General features: G+C 61.2%; 25 protein-coding genes. 10 read left to right on the forward strand and 15 right to left on the reverse strand.

Going from position 1 to position 25,192, the window contains the following annotated elements:
- Window positions 1-315 precede the first annotated feature (315 nt).
- Complete coding sequence (locus tag PZ895_RS14295) at window positions 316-930, reverse strand: hypothetical protein (protein WP_275839644.1); 615 nt, start codon at window positions 928-930, stop codon at window positions 316-318.
- Between PZ895_RS14295 and PZ895_RS14300 the strand changes: the two genes are divergently transcribed.
- The gene (locus PZ895_RS14300; RefSeq protein ID WP_275839645.1) at window positions 917-1,216 is read left to right on the forward strand and encodes a hypothetical protein; all 300 of its coding nucleotides are present in this window, start codon (window positions 917-919) and stop codon (window positions 1,214-1,216) included. The genes PZ895_RS14295 and PZ895_RS14300 overlap by 14 nt on opposite strands.
- A gap of 31 nt (window positions 1,217-1,247) precedes the next feature.
- Here the strand turns inward: PZ895_RS14300 and PZ895_RS14305 are convergent, their stop codons facing one another.
- From PZ895_RS14305 to PZ895_RS14315, 3 genes are read right to left on the reverse strand one after another with little or no spacing between them, the layout of a single operon-like run.
- Window positions 1,248-2,423 (reverse strand): DUF3644 domain-containing protein, encoded by a 1,176-nt coding sequence (locus tag PZ895_RS14305; protein ID WP_275839646.1) that lies wholly within the window; start codon window positions 2,421-2,423, stop codon window positions 1,248-1,250.
- A gap of 13 nt (window positions 2,424-2,436) precedes the next feature.
- On the reverse strand, window positions 2,437-3,258 hold the full coding sequence (locus tag PZ895_RS14310; RefSeq protein WP_275839647.1) for a nucleotidyl transferase AbiEii/AbiGii toxin family protein: 822 nt from the start codon (window positions 3,256-3,258) through the stop codon (window positions 2,437-2,439).
- Window positions 3,255-4,055, reverse strand: a complete 801-nt coding sequence (locus PZ895_RS14315) for a type IV toxin-antitoxin system AbiEi family antitoxin (RefSeq protein ID WP_275839648.1) — start codon at window positions 4,053-4,055, stop codon at window positions 3,255-3,257. The genes PZ895_RS14310 and PZ895_RS14315 overlap by 4 nt, the downstream gene beginning before the upstream one ends.
- Window positions 4,056-4,221: 166 nt before the next feature.
- Between PZ895_RS14315 and PZ895_RS14320 the strand changes: the two genes are divergently transcribed.
- The 4 genes from PZ895_RS14320 to PZ895_RS14335 are packed head-to-tail and all read left to right on the forward strand — an operon-like array spanning window position 4,222 to window position 7,916.
- Entirely contained in the window at window positions 4,222-4,779 is a 558-nt protein-coding gene (locus PZ895_RS14320; RefSeq protein WP_275839649.1) for a hypothetical protein, read from the forward strand.
- Complete coding sequence (locus tag PZ895_RS14325) at window positions 4,776-6,131, forward strand: 7-cyano-7-deazaguanine synthase (protein ID WP_275839650.1); 1,356 nt, start codon at window positions 4,776-4,778, stop codon at window positions 6,129-6,131. The genes PZ895_RS14320 and PZ895_RS14325 overlap by 4 nt, the downstream gene beginning before the upstream one ends.
- A complete protein-coding gene (locus PZ895_RS14330) occupies window positions 6,128-7,318 on the forward strand; it encodes an XRE family transcriptional regulator (RefSeq protein WP_345803532.1) in 1,191 nt (396 codons plus the stop codon). The genes PZ895_RS14325 and PZ895_RS14330 overlap by 4 nt, the downstream gene beginning before the upstream one ends.
- Complete coding sequence (locus tag PZ895_RS14335; protein WP_275839651.1) at window positions 7,293-7,916, forward strand: hypothetical protein; 624 nt, start codon at window positions 7,293-7,295, stop codon at window positions 7,914-7,916. The genes PZ895_RS14330 and PZ895_RS14335 overlap by 26 nt, the downstream gene beginning before the upstream one ends.
- A 5-nt stretch (window positions 7,917-7,921) precedes the next feature.
- Here PZ895_RS14335 and PZ895_RS14340 read toward each other — a convergent pair whose 3' ends face one another.
- From PZ895_RS14340 to PZ895_RS14350, 3 genes are all read right to left on the reverse strand, one after another.
- Window positions 7,922-10,825 carry a DNA methyltransferase gene (locus PZ895_RS14340; RefSeq protein WP_275839814.1) on the reverse strand — a complete coding sequence of 968 codons (2,904 nt, stop codon included), beginning with the start codon at window positions 10,823-10,825 and terminating at the stop codon, window positions 7,922-7,924.
- Between the two features lie 214 nt (window positions 10,826-11,039).
- Window positions 11,040-12,848, reverse strand: a complete 1,809-nt coding sequence (locus PZ895_RS14345; protein WP_275839652.1) for a relaxase/mobilization nuclease domain-containing protein — start codon at window positions 12,846-12,848, stop codon at window positions 11,040-11,042.
- A complete protein-coding gene (locus PZ895_RS14350; RefSeq protein ID WP_275839653.1) occupies window positions 12,845-13,108 on the reverse strand; it encodes a hypothetical protein in 264 nt (87 codons plus the stop codon). Before PZ895_RS14350 ends, PZ895_RS14345 begins: the two co-directional genes overlap by 4 nt.
- 814 nt (window positions 13,109-13,922) lie before the next feature.
- On the opposite strand from PZ895_RS14350, the gene PZ895_RS14355 reads away from it, so the two are divergent.
- Window positions 13,923-14,603 (forward strand): SprT-like domain-containing protein, encoded by a 681-nt coding sequence (locus PZ895_RS14355; protein WP_275839654.1) that lies wholly within the window; start codon window positions 13,923-13,925, stop codon window positions 14,601-14,603.
- Window positions 14,604-14,665: 62 nt separating this feature from the next.
- Here PZ895_RS14355 and PZ895_RS14360 read toward each other — a convergent pair whose 3' ends face one another.
- Genes PZ895_RS14360 through PZ895_RS14370 form a run of 3 tightly spaced genes read right to left on the reverse strand, consistent with a single transcriptional unit; the run spans window position 14,666 to window position 15,453 of the window.
- Window positions 14,666-14,974 carry a hypothetical protein gene (locus PZ895_RS14360; protein WP_275839655.1) on the reverse strand — a complete coding sequence of 103 codons (309 nt, stop codon included), beginning with the start codon at window positions 14,972-14,974 and terminating at the stop codon, window positions 14,666-14,668.
- Window positions 14,971-15,180 carry a hypothetical protein gene (locus PZ895_RS14365; protein ID WP_275839656.1) on the reverse strand — a complete coding sequence of 70 codons (210 nt, stop codon included), beginning with the start codon at window positions 15,178-15,180 and terminating at the stop codon, window positions 14,971-14,973. Before PZ895_RS14365 ends, PZ895_RS14360 begins: the two co-directional genes overlap by 4 nt.
- A 39-nt stretch (window positions 15,181-15,219) precedes the next feature.
- Window positions 15,220-15,453, reverse strand: coding sequence for a hypothetical protein (locus tag PZ895_RS14370; RefSeq protein WP_275839657.1), 234 nt, complete (start codon window positions 15,451-15,453; stop codon window positions 15,220-15,222).
- Between the two features lie 607 nt (window positions 15,454-16,060).
- Between PZ895_RS14370 and PZ895_RS14375 the strand changes: the two genes are divergently transcribed.
- Window positions 16,061-17,293: a hypothetical protein gene (locus PZ895_RS14375; RefSeq protein ID WP_275839658.1), complete on the forward strand. Its 1,233-nt coding sequence runs from the start codon at window positions 16,061-16,063 to the stop codon at window positions 17,291-17,293.
- 10 nt (window positions 17,294-17,303) lie between these two features.
- Entirely contained in the window at window positions 17,304-17,882 is a 579-nt protein-coding gene (locus PZ895_RS14380) for a hypothetical protein (protein WP_275839659.1), read from the forward strand.
- Here PZ895_RS14380 and PZ895_RS14385 read toward each other — a convergent pair.
- A complete protein-coding gene (locus PZ895_RS14385; protein ID WP_275839660.1) occupies window positions 17,864-18,229 on the reverse strand; it encodes a phosphoglycerate kinase in 366 nt (121 codons plus the stop codon). The two genes, PZ895_RS14380 and PZ895_RS14385, sit on opposite strands and share 19 nt — an antisense overlap.
- A gap of 1,357 nt (window positions 18,230-19,586) precedes the next feature.
- On the opposite strand from PZ895_RS14385, the gene PZ895_RS14390 reads away from it, so the two are divergent.
- A complete protein-coding gene (locus PZ895_RS14390) occupies window positions 19,587-21,113 on the forward strand; it encodes a type IV secretory system conjugative DNA transfer family protein (protein WP_275839661.1) in 1,527 nt (508 codons plus the stop codon).
- Here PZ895_RS14390 and PZ895_RS14395 read toward each other — a convergent pair.
- Window positions 21,110-21,505: an ankyrin repeat domain-containing protein gene (locus PZ895_RS14395; RefSeq protein ID WP_275839662.1), complete on the reverse strand. Its 396-nt coding sequence runs from the start codon at window positions 21,503-21,505 to the stop codon at window positions 21,110-21,112. The genes PZ895_RS14390 and PZ895_RS14395 overlap by 4 nt on opposite strands.
- Window positions 21,505-22,329 (reverse strand): hypothetical protein, encoded by an 825-nt coding sequence (locus tag PZ895_RS14400; RefSeq protein WP_275839663.1) that lies wholly within the window; start codon window positions 22,327-22,329, stop codon window positions 21,505-21,507. The genes PZ895_RS14395 and PZ895_RS14400 overlap by 1 nt, the downstream gene beginning before the upstream one ends.
- Window positions 22,330-22,447: 118 nt before the next feature.
- On the opposite strand from PZ895_RS14400, the gene PZ895_RS14405 reads away from it, so the two are divergent.
- Window positions 22,448-23,146: a hypothetical protein gene (locus PZ895_RS14405; RefSeq protein ID WP_275839664.1), complete on the forward strand. Its 699-nt coding sequence runs from the start codon at window positions 22,448-22,450 to the stop codon at window positions 23,144-23,146.
- Window positions 23,147-23,196: 50 nt separating this feature from the next.
- Here the strand turns inward: PZ895_RS14405 and PZ895_RS14410 are convergent, their stop codons facing one another.
- Entirely contained in the window at window positions 23,197-24,105 is a 909-nt protein-coding gene (locus tag PZ895_RS14410) for a zincin-like metallopeptidase domain-containing protein (protein WP_275839665.1), read from the reverse strand.
- Between the two features lie 411 nt (window positions 24,106-24,516).
- On the reverse strand, window positions 24,517-25,047 hold the full coding sequence (locus PZ895_RS14415) for a GIY-YIG nuclease family protein (protein ID WP_275839666.1): 531 nt from the start codon (window positions 25,045-25,047) through the stop codon (window positions 24,517-24,519).
- Between the last annotated feature and the right edge of the window lie 145 nt (window positions 25,048-25,192).

Consider the following 25,192-nt stretch of genomic DNA (forward strand, 5'->3'; position numbering starts at 1 on the left):
GGCCAATAGCGCCGGTGCATTTCACACGAGCTAACACCCGCTCCAGCTACTCGGACAGCCCCATGAGCCATTTTGATGAGGTGTTTGAGTGCACACTATGGAGTTAAATGCCAAACTGTGGGGTGCACGACAGGCCATAGCGCATAACCGAGGTTGAAGGCGGTATTGGCGCGCCGGAGAGGATGAAACTGGGAACGGTTATGTGATTGTTTTCAAAGCATAAAGTCAACCGAGAGTCCTCTCGATCGGCAATGCCAAAGCCTGAAAGTGATGGACGCTGCGATAGACAAAAGCAGCGCCGATAGGAAACAGCGATCATTCCACTGCGGGCGGCGGCTCCAGATTGACCAGGAGCGTTTTCGCTTCTCTGCCGAAGAAGCGCTTGATTTCGGCATTATGGTAGTTTGCAAGCCAAGCGTACTTTGCCCGTACGCCACGGTCATCAGTTGCCTCGTATGCCTTTGAAACAGCCTGCCCATGATGCCTGGCCCAGTCGCGACAGGTTTTCCGCCAGGCCTCGGTGCGCATGCGATCCCGGCCCTCCTCATCCATCGCCTGATAGCGTTTCCGGTCATCGCCGACGATGACAGGCTCAACTGCCTCCAAACAAAGGCGCAGATAGTTTATGAACCATTGAGTCTTTCCGTTTGGCAGTTTGTGGTACTGCTTCAGGGTCTTGGGAAAGGGATCGAAATCTTCGCTGTAAAAGCCCCGATGAGGATGAGCTGAAAGGTACTTTCGAAGTTCTGGGGAAACGGCGATCATGGGAACGCATGCATCATGTTCCAGCCTGTACGCCTTCACCATGGCCGGGCTGATGAGAGAGTCTCTACGGCGATACCAGAATCCGAGATCAACGCCGCCGCGCAGGAAAATTCCGCGGAGCACGCACGCCCCTTGGGCCAGCGCAAAGCTGTTGAGTTCGCTCATCAATACATCGAACGTTCCTTCGAAAGCGGTCAACTGGGAACGCAGAGGAACGGAGAGGAACGGAGAGCACGATACAATCAGAAAACGCGAGAACGCTCTTGCCGACGACCTTATGCGACTGTCTTATGAATTCGTCGGAGGATTTATGTTCAAACTGGTTCTGAACGAATACAACGTCATCGTCCAGCGCTCGCAGTTCCTTCTCTGTTGTGATATTCTCTACACGGGCCGAGAAGCCCAACAGATCAATGAAAGCAAACAGACCGTTCCTCAGATTTCTGCGTGAAATGTTTTTTACCATGACGTCACTCCGGGCCTTACGGTCGGACCCATCCCTCCGCCAGCTTTTCGATCACCGTGTCGAACCAGTGCTCATACCAGTACCAGGTGTTGGCGACCTTGGTGCCAAACCCCTTACCGGGATTGCGTGCATCGAGCTGCCGCGCGAGCAATGTGTGATCGTGCATGTTGAACGCCGGATAGCCGGCCGCCGTGACCTTCGTCACGATCTCGGATGGCCGGAACTTCGGCCGTTCCACTTCTTTCAGCAGTACCCGCTCGACCGCCTCCGCCTCCGGCGAGCCCGGCTTGATAAATTCAACGGCGAGGTCCGCTTTCGACGCCTTGCCTGACACCTTCGGCACGAAGGCCACCCGATAGCGGAACTTCGGGTCTTTCTGCTCGTCCTCAGTAAGTCCGTTATGGAAGTCATCCATTGCGGCGGCGATGTGTGCCGGAAGGTCTGCGCCGACGAGCCCGGCTCTCTGCGCCCCGTCGAACGTCACGAATTGCAGGGCGATCGGTAATCGCTTTTCGAGGGCGAACTCCTTGCCAAACAGTGTCTTTATAGCGTCGTTGAAATTGATGCAGCACGCCTGGAGTTTCGCGCTCAGGGCATCGTCGATCCTGTTGGTCGAGCGATGCTCGATCTCGTGGCGAATCTCGCTGAGGAATTTGAGGTTGTTGATGACGCCCTTTTCTAAAGGGCATTTGCCGTGCGCAAGGCACTGGCCCAGCTCCCAGTATTTTTCGGCGCCGGTCGGTGTTTTTTGGACAGTGCCGCCCTTCTTGTAACGGTAGTCGATGCCTTCCCGCTTGTAGTACGCATGCAGGAGATAGGTCCACGCGATGATGCTGGTGACGATGAACAACTCCGCCCTGAAATACAGCCCGGCGCTGTTGAACGTGTGGACGGCGGCGATCATGGCTTCACGGGCCTTTACGAGAAGCTCATCTCCTTGATGGTGCAGGCCTGTGACGGGATCGATGTTGGGCCATGCTTCAAGAAAGGCGTCCAGTTCGGCGTCGGTGGCTGCCTTAACAGCCTTGTGCTTCGCCCCATCGCGTATCTCGGAAATACGGGCATGATTGATAGAGCGGGTCGGCCGCGAGAAGTATGCCTGAATATCTTGCGGCACGTATTTCTTCGCCAGCATCGCTTTGACGATGGCGACTTCCCATTTTTCCAGCGTGTTTCCCGGCCGTCGTGCCATTGATTGCCCCCGCTCAGTCTTCCGCCACACCCTTCCATGGATCGCCCGGCAAACGGCGGATGAGAGCGGCATTGACCGCTTCTGCTGCTGTTTCGAGGTTCCAGGAATAGCGGGGAGCCAGAAGCGGACCGATATCCGCCGTGAACAACGGATCAGACAATTTCTGGTGCATGTTCTGTTCGAAGAGAGCGCGGGTCACGTTGTGACCACCGTGATCCATATAGGCCGTGAAGGCGTCGACGATGCGGTCAGGGTCGATGCCGTCGTATTCGAGCGCGACAGCGAGGTCGAACAGGTCACGCCCCTTCTTTCGCTGATAGAGCGCGCGCAACTTCGTGCCGAGAAGCTCGTCGAGCGCGTAGGTCGGGATTTCGCATGTGCCTTCATACCAGCGCGACGACACGCCAAACGGCTGGCCCATGAAACCATGAACGGCAAAATGCTCGCGCGAGTTGATTTCAACTTTGAGCCGCATGTTGATCGGCGGTGCATCTTCGGAGCCGAACCGATAAACGAAGGTGACGCGGCCCTCCGTCTGTTTCCAGCGGGGCGCGCCAAGCCACGGATCGAGCACCGACCGCAGGGCGTCCATCACGGGGCCGGCGGGCTCCGCGCGCATCTGCACAAGGTCGATATCCTCAGAATAGCGGGCGGCGGGTTTGAGATAGAGCTTGTAAAGCGCCGTCCCGCCACGAAACGCGAGAGCGTTTTTCAGCACCGGATTGGAGAAAATCTCGACCAGCGCGCGGCTGATCACGAGGTCTTGCTCGACCTGGATGTCCTGAACCCACGGCGCCTGCGCGCGCCACTCGGTAATATAGTCGCGCGGAATCACAGCTCGGACTCCACGGCAACATTGACGGCAAGCCGCCAGTCGTCATCCCGAACGGCATTTTTGTGCGGGGCGGCCGGCAGCAGAACGGCTATGCTGCGCGCATGGTTGCGCACATAGGCTTTGAGCGGCCCCGTCCGGTCGTCCGCACCTGCCTGATCCATCAGGTAGCCGAGCCGCTGCGCCCAGGGTACGGGAGCTGTTTCGGCGGCGGCAACCAGCTTTTCGGGGTCGATGTTTTCGGCGAGTTCGCCCAGGATTGTCGCGACCTGATCGAGACCTCCGACATGGTCGTGATAGCCGACAAGGTCGATTGCCGTGGCCTCGGGCGTTGAGACAAGGACAGTGCCGCGCGGCGTGTTGAAACTCTGCGTGGGCACGAACGCGATGTTCTTGCGGACGACGAACCCCACGCGCACCGCGCCGCAAACGATGGGGCGGCGCGCCTTTGCCACCATGACCTGAAATTCCTGAGGCCGGTGATGAGCTGCACCGTGAAACTGGGCGGCTGACAGCAGACCCGCATAGTATAGTTGGCCCAGCCGTTTCATCAGGGCCGGAATGAACTGCTCGGCGGGAAGGCTGCCGAGAGAGTGGTATTCCGGGGGCACGATGACGTAAAATCCTCGTGCCGGCGACGCGATCAGACCCTGCTTACTCAGACGATGGAGGGCTAGCTTTGTCGCGGCGGCCGAGACGCCGAGCGCACCTTGAGCTTCTGAAGAGCTGAAATGGTAGCGCCCCGCGCTGGCAAGGCGGGTGATGTAGTCCCGGGCATGAATCCGCGATTCCGATTTCATGCGCATAAAGTATCATTATTCGATACCTTCCGCAAACGTTCTTGGAGCTTGCCTCATTTGCCGTAACAGCGGTTTGACCCGGTCCCGATGCGCCGTTCTGGCACTTCCGAACAAATTTGACATTGTCAGTATTTTTATCGCATACTCCTGACATAGGAGAATCGCGATGAGTGATGGTCCCCACCGCAGTCTGAATATGCGCCCACATTGGAAGCTGTCTGCCCAACGGGCAGCCAACCTTGCCCACACCGCCGAAGAGGTGTGCGAGGCTATGACCTTTGCGCTGAAGAAGGACATTCTCGAAGCGCCGATCGCCGCCGTCCGGGAGATCATGAACAGCGACACGCTGTTCACCGACATGCGTCTCGACCAGTTGGAGGCGCTGCGGGCCCGTTCTCCACGCTCCGCCGCTACCAACACCTTGATTGACTGCGCCGTCGAGGCCGCCGCAACCGGTATCAAGGGAGAAGCCGGGACGGCCGCCGCTGTGGCCGCCGCGCTCGAAGAGATCGCGCGGCCAGCCATGCGGGGCATCGACGAACACTACCAGCGGGAAGCGGGCGCCCGGGCGAGCCGTTCGGTACGCGCCCGGCTGGACGAAGCCCACAACAAGCTGGATTGCGCCGGCATCGCCCGCGAATTGCTCTCCCCCGCCCGGCCGCCGTCCCGGCGTTCGATCCGGACCCCGCGCCGGACCGGGCTTGGCGAGGGGCCGCGCCTATGACCCTCGCCGCTTACAAGGCAAGAGTGCCGGTGCGCGCGATTGACGTGGTCCCTTCGGGACGCGCGCGGCGCGGCCGCTTGCCCTTCGACATGGGTAAGAATTTCAAGTTCTCGACGGCCGCACTCGAATCCTACGCGTTCGCACGGTGGGAACCGGTCATCTACGACGCGATGGTCGTTGCTGCGTCTGTGGAGTATGCGGACCGGACCTTCGCCCGCCCGAAACTGGGCTGGCGTCGCGCCTTCACCGTGCGCATACCGGTGCTGGAGCCCGCGCGCTGGCTGGACCACGCCGTGCATGACGCCCTGCGGGACGCGGCCTGTTTCCTGACGGGCGATGACTGGGACTTCGAGTTCATCCAGAGTGCGGGCGAAACGCCCCGTCCGCCGCAGGACTGCCTCCAGTTCAACATTGCGACCGATTCCGTCATTGCGTTCAGCGACGGCATGGATTCCCGTGCCGTTGCCGGGCTGACTGCGCGAAGCGTGGGCCGCAAACTGGTACGTGTGCGTGTCGGTTCCAAGGCCGGCGGACGCCCGGTTCCCGGTGAGCCTCTGCCCTTCGCCGCCGTCCCCTACAACGTAAAGGCGGCGGGCGAAACCAGTGCCCGCAGCCGCGGATTCAAGTTCGCACTCATCAGCGGCGTGGCAGCCTACCTCGCCGACGCTTCTGAAATCGTTCTGCCCGAAAGCGGCCAGGGCATTTTCGGCCCGGCGCTCGTAACCTCCTCCGCACAAGCCTATCCAGACTTCCGCAGCCATCCGCTTTTCACGATTCGGATGGAGAGATTTCTTGCCGCTCTCCTCAAAAGGCCTGTCCGATTCGTCTTTCCGCGCATCTGGTCCACCAAAGGCGAGACGCTCAAGGCGTATGTGGCCCTTCCGGGGAGCGACGACTGGCGCGACACGAGGTCGTGCTGGCAGAACGCGCGCCACTGCTCCCTGAATGGAAAGCTCATGCAATGCGGCGTCTGCGCCGCCTGCATGCTCCGCCGGATGAGCATTCACGCGGCGGGCCTGAAAGACGATGACAGCGTTTATGCGTGCCGCGACCTTTGCGCAGACAATCTCCAGGGTGCAATGCAGCATGGATTTCGGACCCGTGGCCGCGCCTTGCGCGAATATGCCATCGCGGGCACGCAGCATCTCGATCACATGGCCGACCTTGCCTTTCCGGTCAGTCGGCCATTGCTAAGACGCCACGCCCTATTCGTGGGCAAGGCGCTCGACATGACGACGGCCGAAGTGGAAGCCCGGCTGGTGGCTATGCTCGAACGGCATGCGGCTGAGTGGAATGATTTCTTGCAGGATAAGGGAGCGCGTTCGTTCCTCAGACAGTGGACGCGGGCATGACCATGACTGAACCGGGAGAGCGTCTATCGGACGTAGAGATCGGCGAGCGCCTGCGCATAGCGCGCGAAGGACGAAAGGTCACGCAGGCCGCGGCGGCAGTGCTGATCGGAGCGGCGCGAACCACGATCGTTGCCATTGAACAGGGTAAGCGGCGAATCCAGATGGAGGAACTACAGAAGCTGGCCGCGGCCTATGGCACGTCGGCCAACGCCATCTTACGCCGCGCTGCCGTCCACCTTGATTTGGTCCCGCGTTTTAGACGGTTGCATGAAGACGGGGACGACGCGGTCGAACAGGCAACCCGGCTGCTCAACGATCTGGTGCAGGCTGAAGTCGAGCTGGAAGACGCGCTCGGAGTCGTGCGCGAGCGACGCTATCCTCCCGAACGCCCGATCCTGCCCGGCGAACTTTATACCCAGGCCGAACAGCACGCGCAGGAACTGCGCGACTGGCTCGGCCTCGGTCCAGGTCCGGTGTTGGACATCGTTTCCATCCTCGATCTCCAGCTCGGCGTACGCGTGTATGTGCGGCGGCTTCCCGGCAAGATCGCGGGCCTGTTCGCCTATGATGAGAGCGCGGGCGCCTGCATCCTTCTTAATGGCAGCCATCCGCACGAGCGCCTGACGCAAAGCGGCGTCCACGAGGCGGCGCACTTCATATCAACGCGCCGGCAACCGGAAGTGCTTACTGAGGATGAGCGCTTCGCATCGCGCGAAGAACGCTACGCCAACATTTTCCAGCGCTGTTTTTTGACGCCAGGCCGAGAAGTGCGCCAGCGCTTCGCCGAGATCACGGCGGGCCAGTCGCACCTGAACCGCAGCCACGTCATTCTGCTCGCCCATGCCTTCGGGGTTTCGCGTGAAGCTATGGTACGACGTCTCGAAGAATTGGGCCTTGCGCCAAAGGGAGCGTGGGACTGGTTCGTTTCAAACGGAGGGATCAGCGACAAGGACGTGGCCCAGGTACTGGGTGGAGAGCCAGACCGTCCCTCCTACAAAGGTCTGTCGCGCGGCCTCGTACCTCCGCGCCTAGCCCTCCTTGCGCGGGAGGCGTGGAAGAGAGAGCTCTATAGCGAAGGACAGCTTGCTCGAATGCTCCAGCTCGACCTTCACGGCATCAGAGAAGTTTTAGACGGCGCAGAGCGCGAGGAGAGCGAAGCTGATGAGCTTGTCCGCATTCCTCGCTGATCCCGACGCGGCATTAATAGCCGATGCGAGCGTGGTCATTGGCCTCAACGCGAGCGGTCAGGCGCGCCGCGTCATCGAGCTGATCGCGCGCCGGGTTATCGTGCCGGACAACGCCGGCAACGAACTGGCCATCGGCGCGCGATTTGGCCATGACGACGGCGCGCAGCTCGACGCGCTGGTTGAAGCCGGACTCGTCGAACGCCAGCCTCTGGAGGGAGTAGCGGCAACAACGTACACGGCACTGATCGACAACACCTACGGCGAAACGCTCGATGACGGCGAAGCCGCGACGATCGCCCTTGCGGTCCAGCACGGCGCGGTGGCCGTTCTCGATGAAAGGAAAGCGCGGCGCATGTGCGGGCAGTATTTCCCGCATATTGTGCAAGGTTGCACGGCGCAGTGGCTTTTGGGTGTCGCTACGCTGGGCAGGGCCGCCCACGCCGAAGCCATGCTCAATGCGCTGCGCAAGGGCCGGATGCGCGTGCCGCCTGAGTTTCTGGAGGCGGTCGTGGCCGTAATCGGGGTGGAAGCGGCGGCCGCATGCCCCAGCCTGCCCCGGCTCGCCCGGCAGGCAGCCGCGCGATCCGCCTCTTTTTAGGAGGGTCATGGCAGAATGATGAAATCGCTGCTCAGGCGAGCGACCTTCCGGGAAATGCCCGGAGGTATGCCGGGTCCGATGACGGCTTCGCCTGCCGCTTCACGTTTCACCACCGCGTGGTTGAGATCAAGGAGAAATGCGAGCGGGTCTTCGGATTTTGTCATGCCGAACGCCTTTCGAACGGCATTATCAAGCTTTGCCAAGCTGTCTTTCATTGCAGATGCGCCCGGCAAGTCGAAGGTCCGATAGAGTTCACGCAACGTTAATTCATGATCAGCCTGCTGTTTGGCTCGGCATTCGCGTAGCGCCTTGGCAGCCTGCGCAACGGCTTTGACCTGCGCTGCTGTCGGCTTCTGCGGCCAAGGAAAGGAATCGAACACCGTGTTCGAAGTATAGCGGGGGTCACTCTTGAGTGTGGAGCAGCGGGCGACGAACCATTGCCAATGGATGCTCGATTGCAGGATTCCAAAAGAATAATCGTCATCGAGAGGAAAAGCGGTCAAAGAGTCGTTTGGCCGGATGCGTGGATCAATGAACGCAAAAATCGGACGTTTCGTTACGCGGCCGCACACGATGTACCTATCCATGGTCTCGATATGCGAGAGCAACTCGCCGCGGCGCCTGAACAGTCGCCACCAGTATTTCAGCGCGTTCTCGTGATCCTTGGCCGTCTTGGCGTCTTTGTTGTCGGCAAGCGCCTCATCGTTGCGCGCCTTCTCCTTTGCCGCTGATTTTATGCGATCGGCAAGCACGCGTGATTCCAGCATTTTTGCGGTATGGCCGTATTTCTTCTGAACTTCGATGAGTTCCAGTTCTTCGAAATCGATCACGTACCGCGATGGTAAGCCGTCGAGAGTCCCAATCAGATCGTCGGTGATCAGGAACGGGTGAATGTAGCTCTCGACTCCGGCGTCGCGTTTTGCAAGGTCGGCTGCCTCTACGGCATTCAGCAGAAATCCTTCATGGCCGTGCGTCTGACCCTGGTAGCAAGCTGTTGATGACGAATTTGCCTTGATCGGTTTGGCGATACTGACGTCGAGATCGAAGGATAGCGACGGACCAATCTTGTCGAGAGACTTGATCTCCCATGGGGAGTCGAGACTGTCACCGACCTGCCGGAATATCGCTTTCTTCCCCTTCTGCGATCCCTTCAGCCAATTGGCTATGGACACGTGGACGACGGCATCACCGGACCAGACTTGGGTTGAGACGGCTTCGGTAATTGTGCCGCCGTTGTTGACGATGTAGTCCAGTCCCCCAACCCGGGAGTAGTTCTGCCGGATGGTATTGGTCCCCACGAGGCCTGCGCGCTGACCGGGCTTCAGGTGGTCGTGCGCTTTCCTGAACCAATAGACACAGTAGTCGGCGCGGCCGGGAACGCCGGGGTACGCGCGGCGCACCCGGTTTACGTAGGCCCGACCCAGCTCGTCGATAATCTTATTCTTTGACTGATAGGGCGGGTTCCCGATGATGGCGTCCACCTCGGGCCAGTCGCGGAAGAGCGCGTCGTCGCACACGACGTTGGCGTCGAGATTGTCGAGCGGCAGAGCATCGTCGCCGTGAAGCGACAACTCAATCTGGTCGCGCTCCATGACCTCGATCGCCTCGTCCAGCGCCAGTTTCTTTGCCAGCATCAAGGTGACCTTGGCGAGTTCGACGCCGAACGAATCGCGGTCGAGCCCATAGAATTGACGAGGGCTGATGAGCGAGACCGTTTTCGCGTGTTCCTCGAAGCTCTTGTCGCTCACGATGTCCCTGAGCTTGGTCATCAGAGCGATCTCGATGCGCACAAGCTCGCGATAAGCGACGTACAAAAAATTGCCGCTGCCGCAGGCAGGATCAAACACCCGAAATTTCATGAGCTCACCACGAAGGGCGAGAAGGTCTTTCATATTACTGGCGGCTTCGATCCTTTCCTGCCACGGCCTTGTGATCGTGGGGATGACGATACGCATAATGTCGGCTTCGGACGTGAAGTGCGCGCCGTAGGCGTGGCGCTCCTTGGCATCCATGCTTTGTTGAAAGATGGTCCCGAAAATTGCGGGATTGACCTTCGACCAGTTTTTTCGCGCCGCCCCCTCATCGCCTTCTTCATCGCTGGCAATAAGCAGAAGCTCTTCGGCGGTGAGATCGACAGGCTCGACGGTCTGGAACACACCGCCGTTGAAGTACGGCACGTCCTTGAAGCGGCCACCGGTGGCTGGCTTTGCCGTGTTCATCTGCGTGAACAGGCCACCGAACAAGTCGTAGGGGCTCTGACCTTTGTTCAGGCAATCGTCGGCAAGGCGAAGAACCGTCCCTGCTGGCAACAGACCGATATCTTCGCCGAACATTGCGACAACCAGTTGCAGCACGAAGCGCTGCGCCTTCGCGCGCTCGATGCCCCGTGCAACAAGGCTGTTGAACACCCCGGCGACTTTGTCGGCCGCTTCGCGGGACACCTCCTCCAGGTCGTTCTTGAAGATCGGAGGCGGATCGTCCGGGAACAGAAAGTTGAGCGCCGTGTAGCGCAAGGCGAGATCGGCCACAGTGACGATGTCGACGGGCTCATCAATCTGTTTGTCGAAATCGTATATCCAGAATTCATCGAAATTGCAGAGTACGACATAACGCGGCCGGTTTGGGACCGCGTGAATCCAATACTCGAACGCCTGCTTATAGTGCGCATAGAGATTCTCGCCGCGCTTTTTCATCTCGATTAGCACGCGAGGCTTCCATACGAGGTCTGCGAAACTTCGACCGCCGCTGGAATTTTTCTTGATCCGGTACTCGAGCTCCGCGCCGGCTTCCTTGTAGCCTTTATGCCCAAAGCCCTGAAATAGGCGGTCGCAAAACACCTGCGCCTCGCCTTTTTCGTCCCCTTTAAGCAGAGCTACGTATTTCTGGAACTCTTCCAGCCTGTCGGTCACCGAACTCAAATTGCCCCCCAGTATTCCGCGTCTATTTCAGCTCACATGCAAAGCCTGTTGATTACGTTAATTCGCCATGCAGACGATACGAATCCCCACTTCAAAGCTACTCCAAGGCGCGTGACAGACATAGCGAAACCATCGCACCCAGAGACGCATCCGTCTGTGCGGGGATGCTGCATAAGATATTCTGACGCCTCGACGATCTCCGGTGTTACCGTTCCCGCTCAAAATCCCCATCCCGCCCCTTCTTGCGGGCATCCCGCTCCCCGGGCCGCTCCGACCGCGATATCCGCACACCACGCGTGTCTTCTCCGCCGCGACCGACATCATCGCGGTCGCGCGCCGCGCGCAAGAACTTCTCGGATAGCGGCAGCTCGGTCCAGTGTGGCTGGACGAAGGTGCGGGCCGGAGCCTGAGCCTGAACCTCAACCGGCTCCTGCCGGCGCTCGACGTGCGGGCGACGCGTTCGCGTGCGCCTGAGCTGAGGCCCGCCGCTCTCCCCGCGACCTTCCTGCCGGCCATCGCCCTTGCCATCAGCCGCACGGTCGAAGGTGGCCTTGAGCTTCGGCTTTATCTGCGGTGCCGCCGCCTGCTCCAGCGCCCGCTTCACATAACGGTTTTTGGCCTTATGCGGCACAGCCCGCCGCCCGCGCGGCTTCAGTTCAAGCCCCAGCTCCGGCCCGTGCTCGCGACCGGCGCGCTCCTTTATGCGCTCCTCCTTGCGCTGCGCGGTCTCGAAGCTACGCAGTTCGCGCTTTTCGATCTGGTCGAGAGCGCGCACGGCCCGCGCCTGGTCGAGGGCTTGCAGGTCATGACGATGCTTGAGGTCACGCGCCGCGCGCTCTTGCCGTTCGGCCAATGCGGCCTTCTCGGCCACGAAGGCCGCATGTCGCTGCGCATCACGATGCTTGTGGAGCTTGCCGATCACATAGCTGACGCCGGTGACGCGCCCAAGGAAGGCGGCAAGCCCCGTCGGCCGGTGCGCCGCCCGGGCTTCTTTCACCTGCCGGACCTCAGCAAGGTAGCGCGCCTTCAAGGCCCGTCGCTCGCCTAGCTGACGCTCCACCAGCGCCGCGCGCTCGTGCCGATGCCGCTCCAGCATCTTCACCTGCGCAGTCTCGACCTCTGCCCGCCGCTCGGCCTGCTTGGCTTTCAGCGCTTCGAGCTTGCGCCCGTCGCGCTGGCTGCGCGCGAACGCCTCGCGTGCCTTGCGGTGCTCTGCGGCCAGCGCCTTCGCCTCCTCCACGGTGGGGAGCGAGTCTGGCGGGAAGTCCTTTTCCAGAAAGGCGCGGATGTCCTTCGTGCGGACCGACTTGTCATCGATCAGCTTGGGCAGCGCGTTCATGTCACCATAGCGGTCGACCAGCACATAGGGCCGCTTGCCGGTCGCGAGGACATAACCCATCTCCTCCAGCGCTCGCACAAAAGCGCGCGGGCTGTCACTGCGCTTCCACGCTTCCGTGACCGCGGCCATGCGCTGCTCTTTGGTGATCCCGGAGGAACGCTCCTGCTGGGTTTCATAGAGCGACTTACGCTTGCGATCATCGCCGCCGCGCTCATAGCCGTCCGGCAGCTTGAGACCGTGGTCGCGCGCGAACTCCCGCGTGACCATCATCAGCTTCTCACGGTCGAAGGCGAGATGGACGGCCTTCCCGGCGCGGTCGTCGATACGCGACCAGACGACATGGCAGTGCTCGCGCCCGTTCTTGATGTGAAAGACGACGGCGCGCGGCTGATCATCGAGACCCATCGCCTTCTCCACGCGGGCGATGTAGTCGAGATATTGCTCGCGGCTGAGCTGCCCCTGACCTAGATCGGGATTGACCGACAGGCTGTAGAGGTAATTCCGGCATTTGGTCAGGGACTGCGCGATCGCCTCCCATTCGGCGAACGCGCCATGCAGGTCGGATGCGACCGCGCCGCGGACATCGGCCAGCTCGATATACTCATTGTCATGGGCATTGAGGAGATGGGTGGCGAGGTCCTGCCCGCCGGCACGCTGGCTCGCTTTGGGGATCATGGCTTGCGTCCCAAAGCAGCCAGACACGCGGCGCGGATTTCATGCAGGTCGCGGACCGCCTCTTCGAGAAGCACGGGATCGACAGCATCCCGATCGCCGAGCGCGCGCAGGCGATCATGCAGCCGCGCGGTTTCGCAAAGAAGCCGCGCGAGCTCCTGCTGCTCGACGGGCGCACGGCGCACCTGGCGGGGCGGATCTTCGGCGAAGATGGATCGGGTGATGAAGGCGCCGACGGAGAGGCCGGATTTGTCTACACGCACCCGAAACTCCTCCCGGAGTGCTGCGGGCGGGCGGTAGGAAATCGGGGCATCGCGAGTCTTCCTCTCCGTCATGGCACATACATAAATGCGCCGTCTCATCATCCGCCGCGCGCAAACCGCGCGCCATCCAACCGCCGCCATCCGCCCCGCTCAAGCGAGGGTCCAGGGAGCGCCATCCCCTGCGTCGATGGGTTTCCAAAGGGAGAGCGACATCTCCCTTACGCTGCCGTCACCGGCACAGCGCGCCATAGCCCGCAAGGGCGACGGCGGGTCGTGGTTCAGGACGCGAGAGTCCTGACCGTGGTTGCAAGGGGCGCGGATAGCCCTTTGCCTGATGGGTCCAGGGAGAGCAGAATCTCCCGGTCGTGACGCAACGGCGAAACGTTGCCTCAGCCGGGGTGGGCTCAATGCCCGCCAGCTCCTGCGACCGGCTGAATGCATCCGTTGGACCGAATCCGCCCCATGCGGATTCGCAAGCCTTACGGATGCCACCGGGGGGTCCGCGGGGGATGTGAAATCCCCCCGGCAAGGTTGGCGTGGTAGTACCACGCACACCTTGTACAAAGCCCTATCCGACTTACCCCGGCTATACTTAAATTATACCAGAGGTCGGGGCCGAGTAGGAAATATGCGCCAGTCGCTATCGCGAACTGTCATGCACATTACACTATGGCGATGAAACGGGCACGAGGTTTTGGCGAGGAAAGAGGAGCGGTAACAGAGCCAAATTGGGCTCCATCACACAACGCACCGCAGGCTCGATTGGAATGTACATTCCAAAATGAAGGAGCCCCGGTGCCGGAGATGGTTCGCCATGAACATGCACCTCGCCCCCGTCGATCTCCAGGTGAAGCCGACCCGTGAGACCTATGACCGGCTCCAGCAGGCTTACGATCATTTCAACAAGGCGCTGTTCGGCAATGAGTTGCCGAACGCGCTCATTACATTGCAGCGCCGCAAAGGAAGCTTTGGCTTCTTTGCGGCTGAGCGGTTCCGCAATCAGGATGGCCGGCAGGCCGACGAGATTGCCCTGAACCCCGCGAAGTTCGAAGGCCGCCCGGTGATCGATATCCTCGCCACCCTCGTCCATGAAATGGTGCATCTGTGGCAGCATCATTGCGGGCATCCCGGGCGCGGGCGCTATCACAACCGCGAATGGGCCGCGAAGATGACGGCGGTCGGACTTGCGCCCACCGCCAGCGGCGCGGAAGGCGGCAAGGAGACCGGCGAGAGCGTCGGTCACCTGATTATCGCCGGCGGCCCGTTCGAGGCCGCTGCGAACCGGCTGATCGCGCGCAACTTCACCATCGACTGGAAGGAAGTACAAATCGACCCGGTCGCGGGGATCACGGGCGAAGGCGAAGCCGAGCCCGAATCCCGAAGCGGCAAGCGCGTGCGCTATGCCTGCCCGGAATGCGATCTCAAGGCCTGGGCGAAGCATGATGCCCACCTGCTCTGCGGCGACCACAAGGTGCCGTTGGTTCCGGCCGAATAGGCCGATCAAAAGTTACGGCGCGCCCCGCACGGGGCGCGCCGTTTTCCTTTTCAGCCGCCAGATCAGAACAGGCTCATCTGCCGCGAAGCATGTTCGCTGTCCTTCCAGGATTGCGTCTTCGCCGACTGATCGAGCCATGAGAGGGCGAAGGCCACCGGCCCGCCCATCTCCTCGACCAGTTGGGCCTTGAGGAAGCAGGAGCGGTAGCCGGTCTCGGTCACCGGCAACGGTGAGCGGGCCGGTTCGATCACTTCCAACTCCAGATGGGCCGTATTGAACGGGCCATCGGAGCCCAGCCATCGGGGCTCGTAGCGGACCTCGATGGTGCGGCCCTGCCATGTGATGGTGTGGGTTTGACGGGAGCGCGTCATGGCGCGCTCCCGATCTCAACGTTGAAGATGCCGACCGCCATGTGTTCGCAACGCGCGAAGTCGATACCGGCTTGTCTGGCGTAGTGGCGCAGGTCCACCAGCATGTCGATCACGGCGCTCTCGTCGTAGTACGGGGCAACTCCGCGCGCCCATGCGGCGCGCGCCATGGCGAGCTTGGCGGCGTGGATTTGTGCGGAACAGTTCATGTCTATCTCCTCCTCTTCCGGGGTGAAGGGGGGGGGCGCTTACGCGCCCGCCTCCTGGTTGTTTTCGGAAGGGACCCGGAGGATGACGCGGCCGCCATTCACCGGGAGGAGATCGAGCTGGAGGGTGTAGCCTTCACCGTCCTTGTGATCCCAGGCGGCGCCGATGCGGGTCCAGAAGGACTTCTCGCCTTTCTCGTCGACGTGCCAGGCGATGAAGGCCGGGGCCTTGGTCTCGCGGGCGGGTTTTTCGTTGCGGTTCTGATAGCGTGCCATTGTTAAGCTCCTTTCGCTTGGGTTGTCCTCGACACGCCTCACCGCGGAGCGGGCGAACAAGCGGCGGGTTCATGGCTGGGGCGTGGGAGGGGGATCGCCCGCCTTGCAGGGCGCGCAGCAACCGAAAGGCGGGGACACCCGCGCTCCACCCCGCAAGGGGCCGCAGGGCCTTGAACCCGCCGCGCGCCCGATCAGGTTGGCGATCTTCAGTCGAGGGCAGCACAAGCGGAAGGACGAAGCGCACCCGGCACGCGGTAACCGCAGCAATAAACACGCCGGACCATGATGCCCCTGACAGCTGCCGGCATGGCGGGAAGACGAACCGGCAATGGACCCTGCGCCGCCCTGGCGATGCACGGCGAAGGCGCTAGTCCTCTGCTATCGTCCCTCGGCGCATGGCCGTGTCACAACCGGTATCTCAAAACAACGACGCGGGCCGCAGTCCAGACCCTCAAGACGAGAAGCGGTATGGCGGCATGAACATCGATGCCCATGACCTCCCCGCCAAAGAACAGCAACGGCGCTACATCCAATTACCGCGCGAAATCGTGCCCTGATACTGCTATAGTCTACATCATCGCAGATGCGGCGCGAGCAGGAGGAAGTCATGGTGTGGGCTGTGTTGCGTGCCGCCCTATTGTCCGCGGCACTGTCATTGAGCGCCGGCTTTGCCGCCGCGCAGCAGATCGACGGATTGCACGGGCCGGCGGCCGAGACGCTTGCCGCAGAACTGCGCGATACGGACTTCCTCGATCCGATGCAGGTCAATCTCTTCTACGGTGATCTGACCGGGCGCGGCACGAACGACGCCGTCGCGCTGATCTATCACCCGACAGGCGGGAACAGCGAATATCTCGATGAGTGGCTGCTCTGGGATAAGGGTGGCCGCTATGAGGTGGTGAAGGAGTCGCCGCTTCAGGAACTTCTCGGCGATGGTGCGCGCGATGTCCGCTTCGCGCCAGGCCGGTTTGAAGTGACGATGACGGTTATGAACCCCGGCGACCCGCGCTGCTGCCCGACCGGCGAGCGGCGCTTTGTGATCATGCTGGACGGCAGCGCCGCCGCGTCTGCGCCCGCCGCAGACAGCGGCGCATGGACCGCCACACAAACAAGCGACCCGACAGGCGTCACCGTCGAAGCCATATCGACCGACGGGCGCGCCCGCATCAGGGGCGCTTGCGCCACCCAATTCCTCGAACCCGGCTTCTGGCTGACCTTCATTCACGACGGCGACGCGCTGGAGCGCACGCACCAGAAAGCGGAACTCCTGCTGCTCGAGATCACAAACCGCCATGGCGCGCAGTATTTCACCGCCAGCACGCTCTATGAAGGTCCCGGCAATTCATGGGTGGCCGACCGGCCGCTGCCGGAGGACTTCCTCAACGCCTTCGCCGCCGGCAATGAATTGGCGGTCAGTGGCGGCGGCGTCGACGGCGGCACCATCGCCCGTTTCGGCCTACGCGGTACGGCCCATGCGGTCACGATGATGCGCGAAGTCTGCGGCCCGGCGGCAATCGCCGCCGCGCAGCCGCCAGTCGCGCTGCCCTTCGCCGATGGCCGCTATCTCAGCGACGCGTCGCTGTGCGGCCTGAACCACGGCGAGATCGTCGACCGGATCGGCGACGACATCCATTATGTCCTGTATGACATCAATGACGGCTCAGTGAACGGCGCGGACTTTTTCTGCAAAGTGCGGGACGTGAACCGGGCCGGCGATCTTGTCCGCCTGAACACCGAATGTGAAGCCGAAGGAACCGCGAACGCATCGACGATGGAGATGACCTACATCTCGGAAACAGCATTCCGGCAGGGCGAGCGAATATTTTCGCGCTGCGAGTAGGATGGGCACCATGGCGAAAATCGAGATCGAAATCGACGACGAGATGCTGGCGCATGTTCCTGAGACTGGTCGTTCGCTGAAGGAGCTGGTGAGAAAAGGGCTAGAATTTGCTCTGTGGGAGCATGAGTCTCAATCCCTCCTTAAAAAATGGATGGACGAGCAGGAGGAGGAGCGGCTCAAAAGAGCACAGGAACATGCGCAGTGGATTGCGGCCCAGCACCCGCAAGTTGCGGCGTCCTTCAAGGACTTGTCCGACACATATCGGCTCGATATGGATCGGCAGAGGGAGGCGGCGGTGACACTGACCGAGGAACAGGCCGCAACCTTTGCGTGGCTTCATTTGGTCTCGCGCGCGCTGGCTGCGCGCCAGCCGATAGAAGGCCTGCGCATCAATCTCGACGATCCCGCGCATTATCATGCAGCTGAAGATTACATCCGCAGCGCGCTGTATCTGCATTTTAAGAAAGAGCGAGCGATGCTTGAATTCGGCGAACATCAGCTTCTTTCTCCCGAGGCCGAAGATGCCGATGAAATGCCGGACCGGCGTGCCGGTCCGGCACATGATGGTCATCACCACCACGAGGAGTAGAAGACGCTCAGCCCCTCGGCGAGCGCCTCGCGCGCCTTGGCAACAAAGCGCAGATCGTCTTCAATCTCGCTGCCGTCCGATGCGCCGAAGAAGAAGCCCTCGGTATGTGGCAGTGCGCGCTGCCGGATGGCGGCTTCGAGCCGGTCGAGGTCTTCAGCCGTGAGCTGGAGGTTGACGCAGTTGAAGCATTCGGCCGTGCCGCCCTTGGCGCGGTAGAGCTGCTCCATCCAGCCGTGAAGGTTGGGATGCTTGCGCCAGTAATGCAGTTCCCCGCCTTCCTCGGCTTTAAAGTCGACCGGCGTGGCCGGCGGTTCGTGCAGGATGGCGGCGTACATATCGAGTCCCATGATGATTTCCTTTCGTTCGTTGTTGCTGTCCCGAAGGACGCGGAACGAAAGGCCGGGCGGCATCAGCCGAAGCGGTCACGGGCCAACACGGGCCTGCGCCAAGGGGCTTCGGCCCGCAGGCGGCAGGCTGGCGCGGTCAGGCCCTTGACCGCAAGGCGCCGTCCGGCAGGTCCGCAAAGTCCGAAGACTCACCTACGAACGAAGATCATTGGGAACTACTGTAGGCCCCCCGTGCGCACCCCGGGGAGTCTGTATAGAGGAGAGATAGTTGGAAAAAATCAGATAGAGAGGCTAAAATCTGTTCCCGGTATGGTAGCAAAAGGCATAAAACGTATAATGTCTCTGTCTTTAATCTTATCGCCCTCAACAGCCTAATCAGTCATCCACAATGCAAATTAATCGGAGTTGATTGTTACATGCCGTATTGCCAACACTCCATCTCCACTGATTTATATTATTACTTCCGCCGCTTCTGCCACTGATTCCTGTATCATTTGATGTCCAAGAAGTACAACTCGTGCTGGCCTGATAAGGACTGTTCGCCCAGCTAGAAGCGCTACTCTCGGCCCGATTAGTCCAATATGAGACGCCGCCACTTAACCTAAGTCGGTCGTTCCAGGATTGCGTACCACTTGTTGCCGGTATACTACCAGCACTCATAGGAAGGAACGCGCCACCGGCTCCTGTATCTCCTGAACGTGCGAACTGATAAATGGTGTCGGGCAAGTGATCGTTGCAGGTTGTCGCGTCACATAACCAAGCGCGTACTGTAGTCGCGTCCAACGTGACGTTTTCCTTTCCCCGCCAATCATTGGCCGTTAGGTCGCTTAGGCACGCAGCATTGGCACCCGCCAACCCGCCGAGATTCCCGTCAAATGTAGCAGATGTTAGAACGAAGTAGTTTCTAATGTTATTTCCGTCTATGACATCACCTGAGCATGTAGCAGGGTTACATTGCGAGACGCCTGCTTCTGCTATTCTCAGCCGCACCCAAGTATCCTCTTCGCAGCCCTGGAAATATCCATGGTCGACGTTGTAAATGATCGTTCCCGGCGGTCTAGTCGTTGGCGCAAGAAGGGTCGTGCCATTGGCAATGAGCTCGCAATCGGCTAACGCCGGCGAAGTCAATATTATCAGAAACAACGGTAATATAAAAACGATCCTAAACACGGCTCCTCCAGCATTTAATTGTACAGCGTGATCGTTAAAATAAAATATAAATTTCATTTTCGGCAAGTAGTTGTATTATTTCAGTTTAATTTAATCGATGTACGCCACCCGATACAAGGCGCGGAATCGGCGAGGTTTTGGCACTCCCGGGCGGGCTATCTTGAGCCTGTCATTCAGGAGCAAGATTATGAGAATGCTGCCTTCCGAGCTATTGCGCGACGTCCCGCGCGGTGTAGCCAGCCGCTTCCTCTCCGAACAATCCGTGCCGCAGGCGCGGTGGCAGGACCCGGAGAAGCTGGCGGTGCATTCGGCCGTGGCTTATGACCCGCGCAATGCGGGCGGCAAGCTGCTGGTCGGCGCGATCGGGGAGAAGCTGATCGGCATTGCCGATAACCGCCATGTGCTCACCGTCGCCGGATCGCGGGCGGGCAAGTCGGTGACGCTGGTCGCGAACCTGATGTTCTATCGCGGCAGTGTGTTGGCGCTCGATCCCAAGGGCGAGCTTGCCAACCTGACCGCCGCGCGGCGGGCGGAGCTGGACCAGGATGTCTATGTCCTCGACCCGTTCAATGCCTGTGCCGATCATGTCGCGCCGTATCGCAAGCGTTACAATCCGCTTTCGGTGCTGGATGTCGCCAGCGAGTCCATCATCGAGGATGCGGGGCTGATCGCCGACGCGCTGGTGGTGGCCTCGGGCCGCGACCCGCATTGGGATGAGAGCGCGCGCAGCTTTATCGAAGGGTTGATCCTGCATGTCGCGACCGCGCCATACTATGACGGGCGCCGCACGCTGGTGACGGTGCGGGAGCTGCTGCGTGATTGTCTTGTGCCGGTCCCCGGCGAGGATCGCGGCTTCATGCTGGAGCTGGAGATGCTCGCGCATGCCGATGAACTCGGCAAGGATGCCGAGACCGAAGACCTCGCCAACGCCATCGCCAGCGCCGCGCGCGAGTTCTACGAGAAGCCGGGCAATGAGCGCGCCAGCGTGCTCTCGACCGCGCGGCGGCACACGAAGTTTCTGGATTATAAGGCGATGCGCCGGGTGCTGTCCGGCCATGACATCGACCTGGCTGATTTGAAGCGGTCTCGGAACGGCGCGAGCCTGTTTCTGTGCCTGCCCGCCAGCCGCATGGGCCTGTGCAATCGCTGGCTGCGGCTGTTCGTCAATCAGCTGCTCGACGCGATGGAGCGCGAGCCGGCAAAGCCCGCAGCGCCGGTGCTGGTCTGCCTTGATGAGTTCCCGGTGCTGGGCCACATGAAGCAGCTCGAAGACGCCGCCGGGCAGATCGCCTCGTTCGATGTGAAGCTATGGGTGTTCTTGCAGGACTGGGGCCAGGGCAAGGCGCTCTACGGTGAGCGCTGGGAGACCTTCGCCGGTAATGCCGGTATCCTCCAGTTCTTCGGCAACAACGATTTGATGACGATGGAGTATGTCAGCAAGCGCCTCGGCAAGACCCGCGTGCGCGTGGCGCGCGAAGGCGAGGTCAATGCCGAGCAGAGTGCGGCGGGGCTGTCGGGGCAGTCATCGTCGGTGGAGCTGCACGATCTGCTGAGCCCGGAGGAAGTCAGCCGCCAGTTCGCGCGCGCGGACCGGCTCAAGCGCCAGCTGGTGATCTGGGCGGGCTATCACCCGATGATCCTGCAAAGGGTCGAGTATTTCGACAGCAGCGCGCCGTATCACGGCGTCTTTGCCGGAAAGTATCACGCGGGTTAGCGCCGCCGTTGTTGCGGCGCGGCGCGCAGCCCCTGCTCGTCTCCGGTCGTCGGCTCGGCCTGCGGGTGCTGCGCGTGCAGCTTGTCGTAAAGCAGCCGCCCGGCGGCCGGATTGTCGGCGACCTCGACCGCCAGCCGCGCCGCGGTGCGGCCCTGCCGGTCGCGCAGGCTGTAATCGCACGCGCCCGTTGCCAGGAGAAGCTTCAGCACGCCGCGCGCATTGCGCGCGGCGGCGTAGTGCAGCGCGGTGAAGCCGGTCTGGGGCTCGACATGATTGATGGCGGTAAAGCCCGAGTCCAGCATGCGCCGGATCGTATCCGTATCGCCCGCCTTTGCGGCGGCGATGAAGGCTTGCGGCAGTTGGGGGCTGGCGGTGGAACTGGTTGTCGCCATCACCGCTCCTCCTGCCGTGTGAAGTGCCAGCCATGCCGCGCGACCCACGCCGCCAGCACAGCCTGCGCCGGTGCCGGCTCCTGTACCTTGTTATCCATCGTAACAGTCGGCGCGGCGCCGAGCCCGTCATGCTCGATCACATAGAGACCGTGTCCATCGGCACGGGCGAGGGTGCGCAGGCTGCTCTGCCCGGTCTCGCGGCTGCGTACCAGCAGCGCCGCCTGATCCGGCGCGGACGGGACAAGCCAGCCATCATGGAAGATCGTCGCGCGGCTCGCCACGCGCAGGAAGCGGTTCAGCGCCACGGGATCATGCGCGGGCGCCGTACCGGCGGTCAGGTGCACGGTCTCCTCCGCCGTCCAGCCCTGGCCGTCATGGCGGGCGATGCGCAGCAGCCGCACTTCCTGCCGCCCGGTCGTGCCGGTACTGAGCGCGACATAGGCGCCGCAGACGGGGTCAAACGCTTTGTCGTCCTGCCCGTCCCGCCCGAAAAAGGCGGACAGGCCGAGCAGCGCCTGCACCGGGGCGTCGCTCTCCTCAAGATCAGCATCGGTGAGGTAGCGTTTTTCACGAAGGAAGGCGGCGAGGGCTTCGGCGCGCTCTTCGGTCAGCACCTGCTTGCCGGCGGCAAAGCGGCGCAGCGCCTCGCCGAGCGCCTTGAAGCTGGTTTCGCGTTCATAGAAGGCGTGAGGGACGCTGTCGGCATCGACGATGTCGCGCGCAATGGCTTCCCATTGCCGCTTGCGTCCGCCCTGCCGCGTGGCGCTGCGATAGAGCAGCAGCCGGTCGCGCAGGCGGCGTATCACACCATCATCAAATGCCATGCTTCCTCCGCCCTCCACCCCCCCCTACACCGCAGGGGTACGCGGAATGCGCGCGGTTTGGTGGCTCTAAACGCCGCCATCTTCTTTGCGAGGCCCCGCAAGATCAAGGGCCGCGCAATTGAGGACGATCATGACAGAGACCAGGTCACCCTTTGCAGGCCTGCCGGAGACGATCCAGTATGATGACGAGGAACGCGGCCCGGTGATCGAGGTCAGGACCTCGACCATCGGCCCGGTCGCGAAGCAGCTGGAAGAAGTCGGCACGGGCGTGATCGCCTTCCTCGGGCTGGTCTTCGCCTGCCACCAGATATTCTTCGTCTACAGCCCCAAAATGGACAATGTGGTGCTGTGGGGCACGATCGCGTCGCTGATCAGCCTGTTTTACATCGGGATGCTGAATTATCTCCTGCACCGGGAAACGCTGATCCGCTTCACGGTCGACCGGATTGAAGTCTGCCGGAGCGGGAAGTGGGTGTATTACGACCGCCGCCAGCAGCACCGCTTCTCGCTGTTCCGCCATGACCGGGCCGATTGGGAAAAGCTCAAGGAGGAGCACAAGCGGGCGGAGGCGGCGCTGAAGCGCAAGGCTTACAAGCCGCGCTATTTCTTCAGCGATTCTTATTTCGTGAGCCTCGATCATTACGGCCAGCGCAACGACCTGATGTGCGTGTTCCGGCATCCGGATGCGATGCAAATCCTCACCCGCCTCCAGGCCTGTGATGAGATCATGGACAGCTACGCCCGCGCCGGCAACAAGGCCGTGCTCGACCCCGCCGCCGACTGGGCGCCGCAGCCCGGCGACCTGCCAGCGGAATAAACGAAAAAGGCTCCGCGCCCGGCATCGCCGGGCGCGGAATTTTTGGAAGCTCAAGCCGCCTGCGCTTCCGCCTCCACTTCTTCTTGGGGCTGCAATCCCGCAAGATAATCAGCGGCGCGCTGCGCATGGGCGGCGGCTGCAAAAATCGCCTTGCGGTCATCCTTCAGGACCTTCAGCCAAGACGCGATATAGCTGGCATGGTCGGGCCGGGTTTCCGGGGTAAGCTCCAGATCGGCGGACAGGAACGCCGCGCCCAGCTCGGCGACCAGCTCCTCCATGGCATAGCCTTCATCACCCCAGCGCTTGCGGCCAAAGTCACGATCAAGCCGGGATTTGTGCTTCGTCCAGTGGGTCAGCTCATGCGCCAGCGTGGCGTAATAGCATTCCGCGTCGCGGAACGTCTCGAACGGCGGCATCTGCACGCGGTCCTCGGTCACGCTATAGAAGGCCTGATTGCCACCGTGCCGGACATCCGCGCCGCTCGCGGCAAAGAACGTTTCGGCCTTCTCGATCCGCGCCACCGGATCAAGCATTGCCTCCTGCATGGCGTAGAAATGCGCGGGCAGTCCTTCGACCTGTTCGGCATTGAAGACGGTATAGCCTTTCATGAAGGGGATTTCGCGCGCGGACTCTTCGCCGGTCTCGGCATCGGCTTCGGTGCGGGTGATGGTGTTGGCATAGACGACAAGGCTGCCCTTCTCGCCCTTGCGCACCTGCCCGCCCAGCTCCTGCGCCTGCTTGTAGGTCAGCCACAACGGCGCGGCAAAGCCCTGCGCCATGGCGGACGACCACAGCATGATGACATTGATGCCGCGATAGGCGATGCCGTTGGCCCGTAGCGGCCTTGTGATCCGTCCGGCGGCGTGCTCTGCATTCCAGGGTTTAAGCCACGGCCTGACGCCTTTCTCCAGTTCGGCTACGATGCAGTCGGTTACACGTTGATAAATATCGGGTTTCATTGCCTTTCTCCTTGGTTAGCGGGTTGCGCATGCAACCAACTAGCCACGCGGCAATGAGCGGGGGTGCGGCCGTCAGGACCGCCGCCGGGGAAAGGGGGATCACCCGGCCTGCACAAGCCCCGCCTTCGGGGCGCGGAAGGCCGGGGAACGCCCCGGCGGCGTCCGGAGCAAAGCGAAGGAGTTCGTCTTGACGGCCCGGGGGCGGCACGCCCCTTTCTTTTTTAATGGCTGCGCGCAAGGCGCGCGGCGGGCGGCACGCCCCTCTTTCTTAGACGCTGCGCGCAACGCGCGCGGGGGCCGCAGGCCCCTTCTTCAATGAGAGACAGAGCGCGCCAACAGCGCTCAATTATCAGCGCGAGGGATAGTCACCGTGCCCTGATTTTGTCTGTCGTCGGTCGCAAAAGTGACTGATCATCTCCGATCAGTAGATATGTTGTATTTGCGAAAGAGATCGCCCAGCGCCTCGGCCACGAGGTCTTGAACTGTCGTGCGCTCGCGTGCTGCAAGCTGCTTCAGCGTGTGCGAATAGAATTCGTCCACATAGGCTGAAACCACCTTCTTGCCCTCACGACTGGCCTGAATTTTTCTACTACTTCCCAAATATGCGTTAAGCGCGGTCGGCCTATAACCCTGACTTCCTAAATATTTATAAACAATATCCCGCGTAGGATCAGCCTCATAAATTTCAGTGCTTCCGTACATTCTTCCATTAAGAATCTCGACGGCTCTGAATGGTTCACAAAAGCGGTGTATTTGCTTTTCAACTTCTAGATATTTCATCCCGACCTGGAAAATGAATGAACTTTCTACTTCGACGCCGTTGCAGTCGTTACTTATAGATTGGTATCGACAGCGCACGTCATCGTAGCTGCTACCAATCTTGACGAGTCCGTTTTCTCCATCGTCCGGCAAGGAAAATATGTAAATATACCCTTCGTTCATGTAATTATTATACTAAGCGAAATTCAAAGATGTATATACCTAAATGCCGCGCGAGGGATAGTCACCGGATGGCGGAAACGGCCCCACCGATTCCGGGCGCGCAGCGCCTATAGCCCGGTCCGGCCTGCCGGACGCGCCTGACCGA

Origin of the sequence: Mesorhizobium sp. YIM 152430 (assembly GCF_029210365.1) — a bacterium.
Taxonomy (GTDB): Bacteria; Pseudomonadota; Alphaproteobacteria; order Rhizobiales; family Rhizobiaceae; genus Aliihoeflea.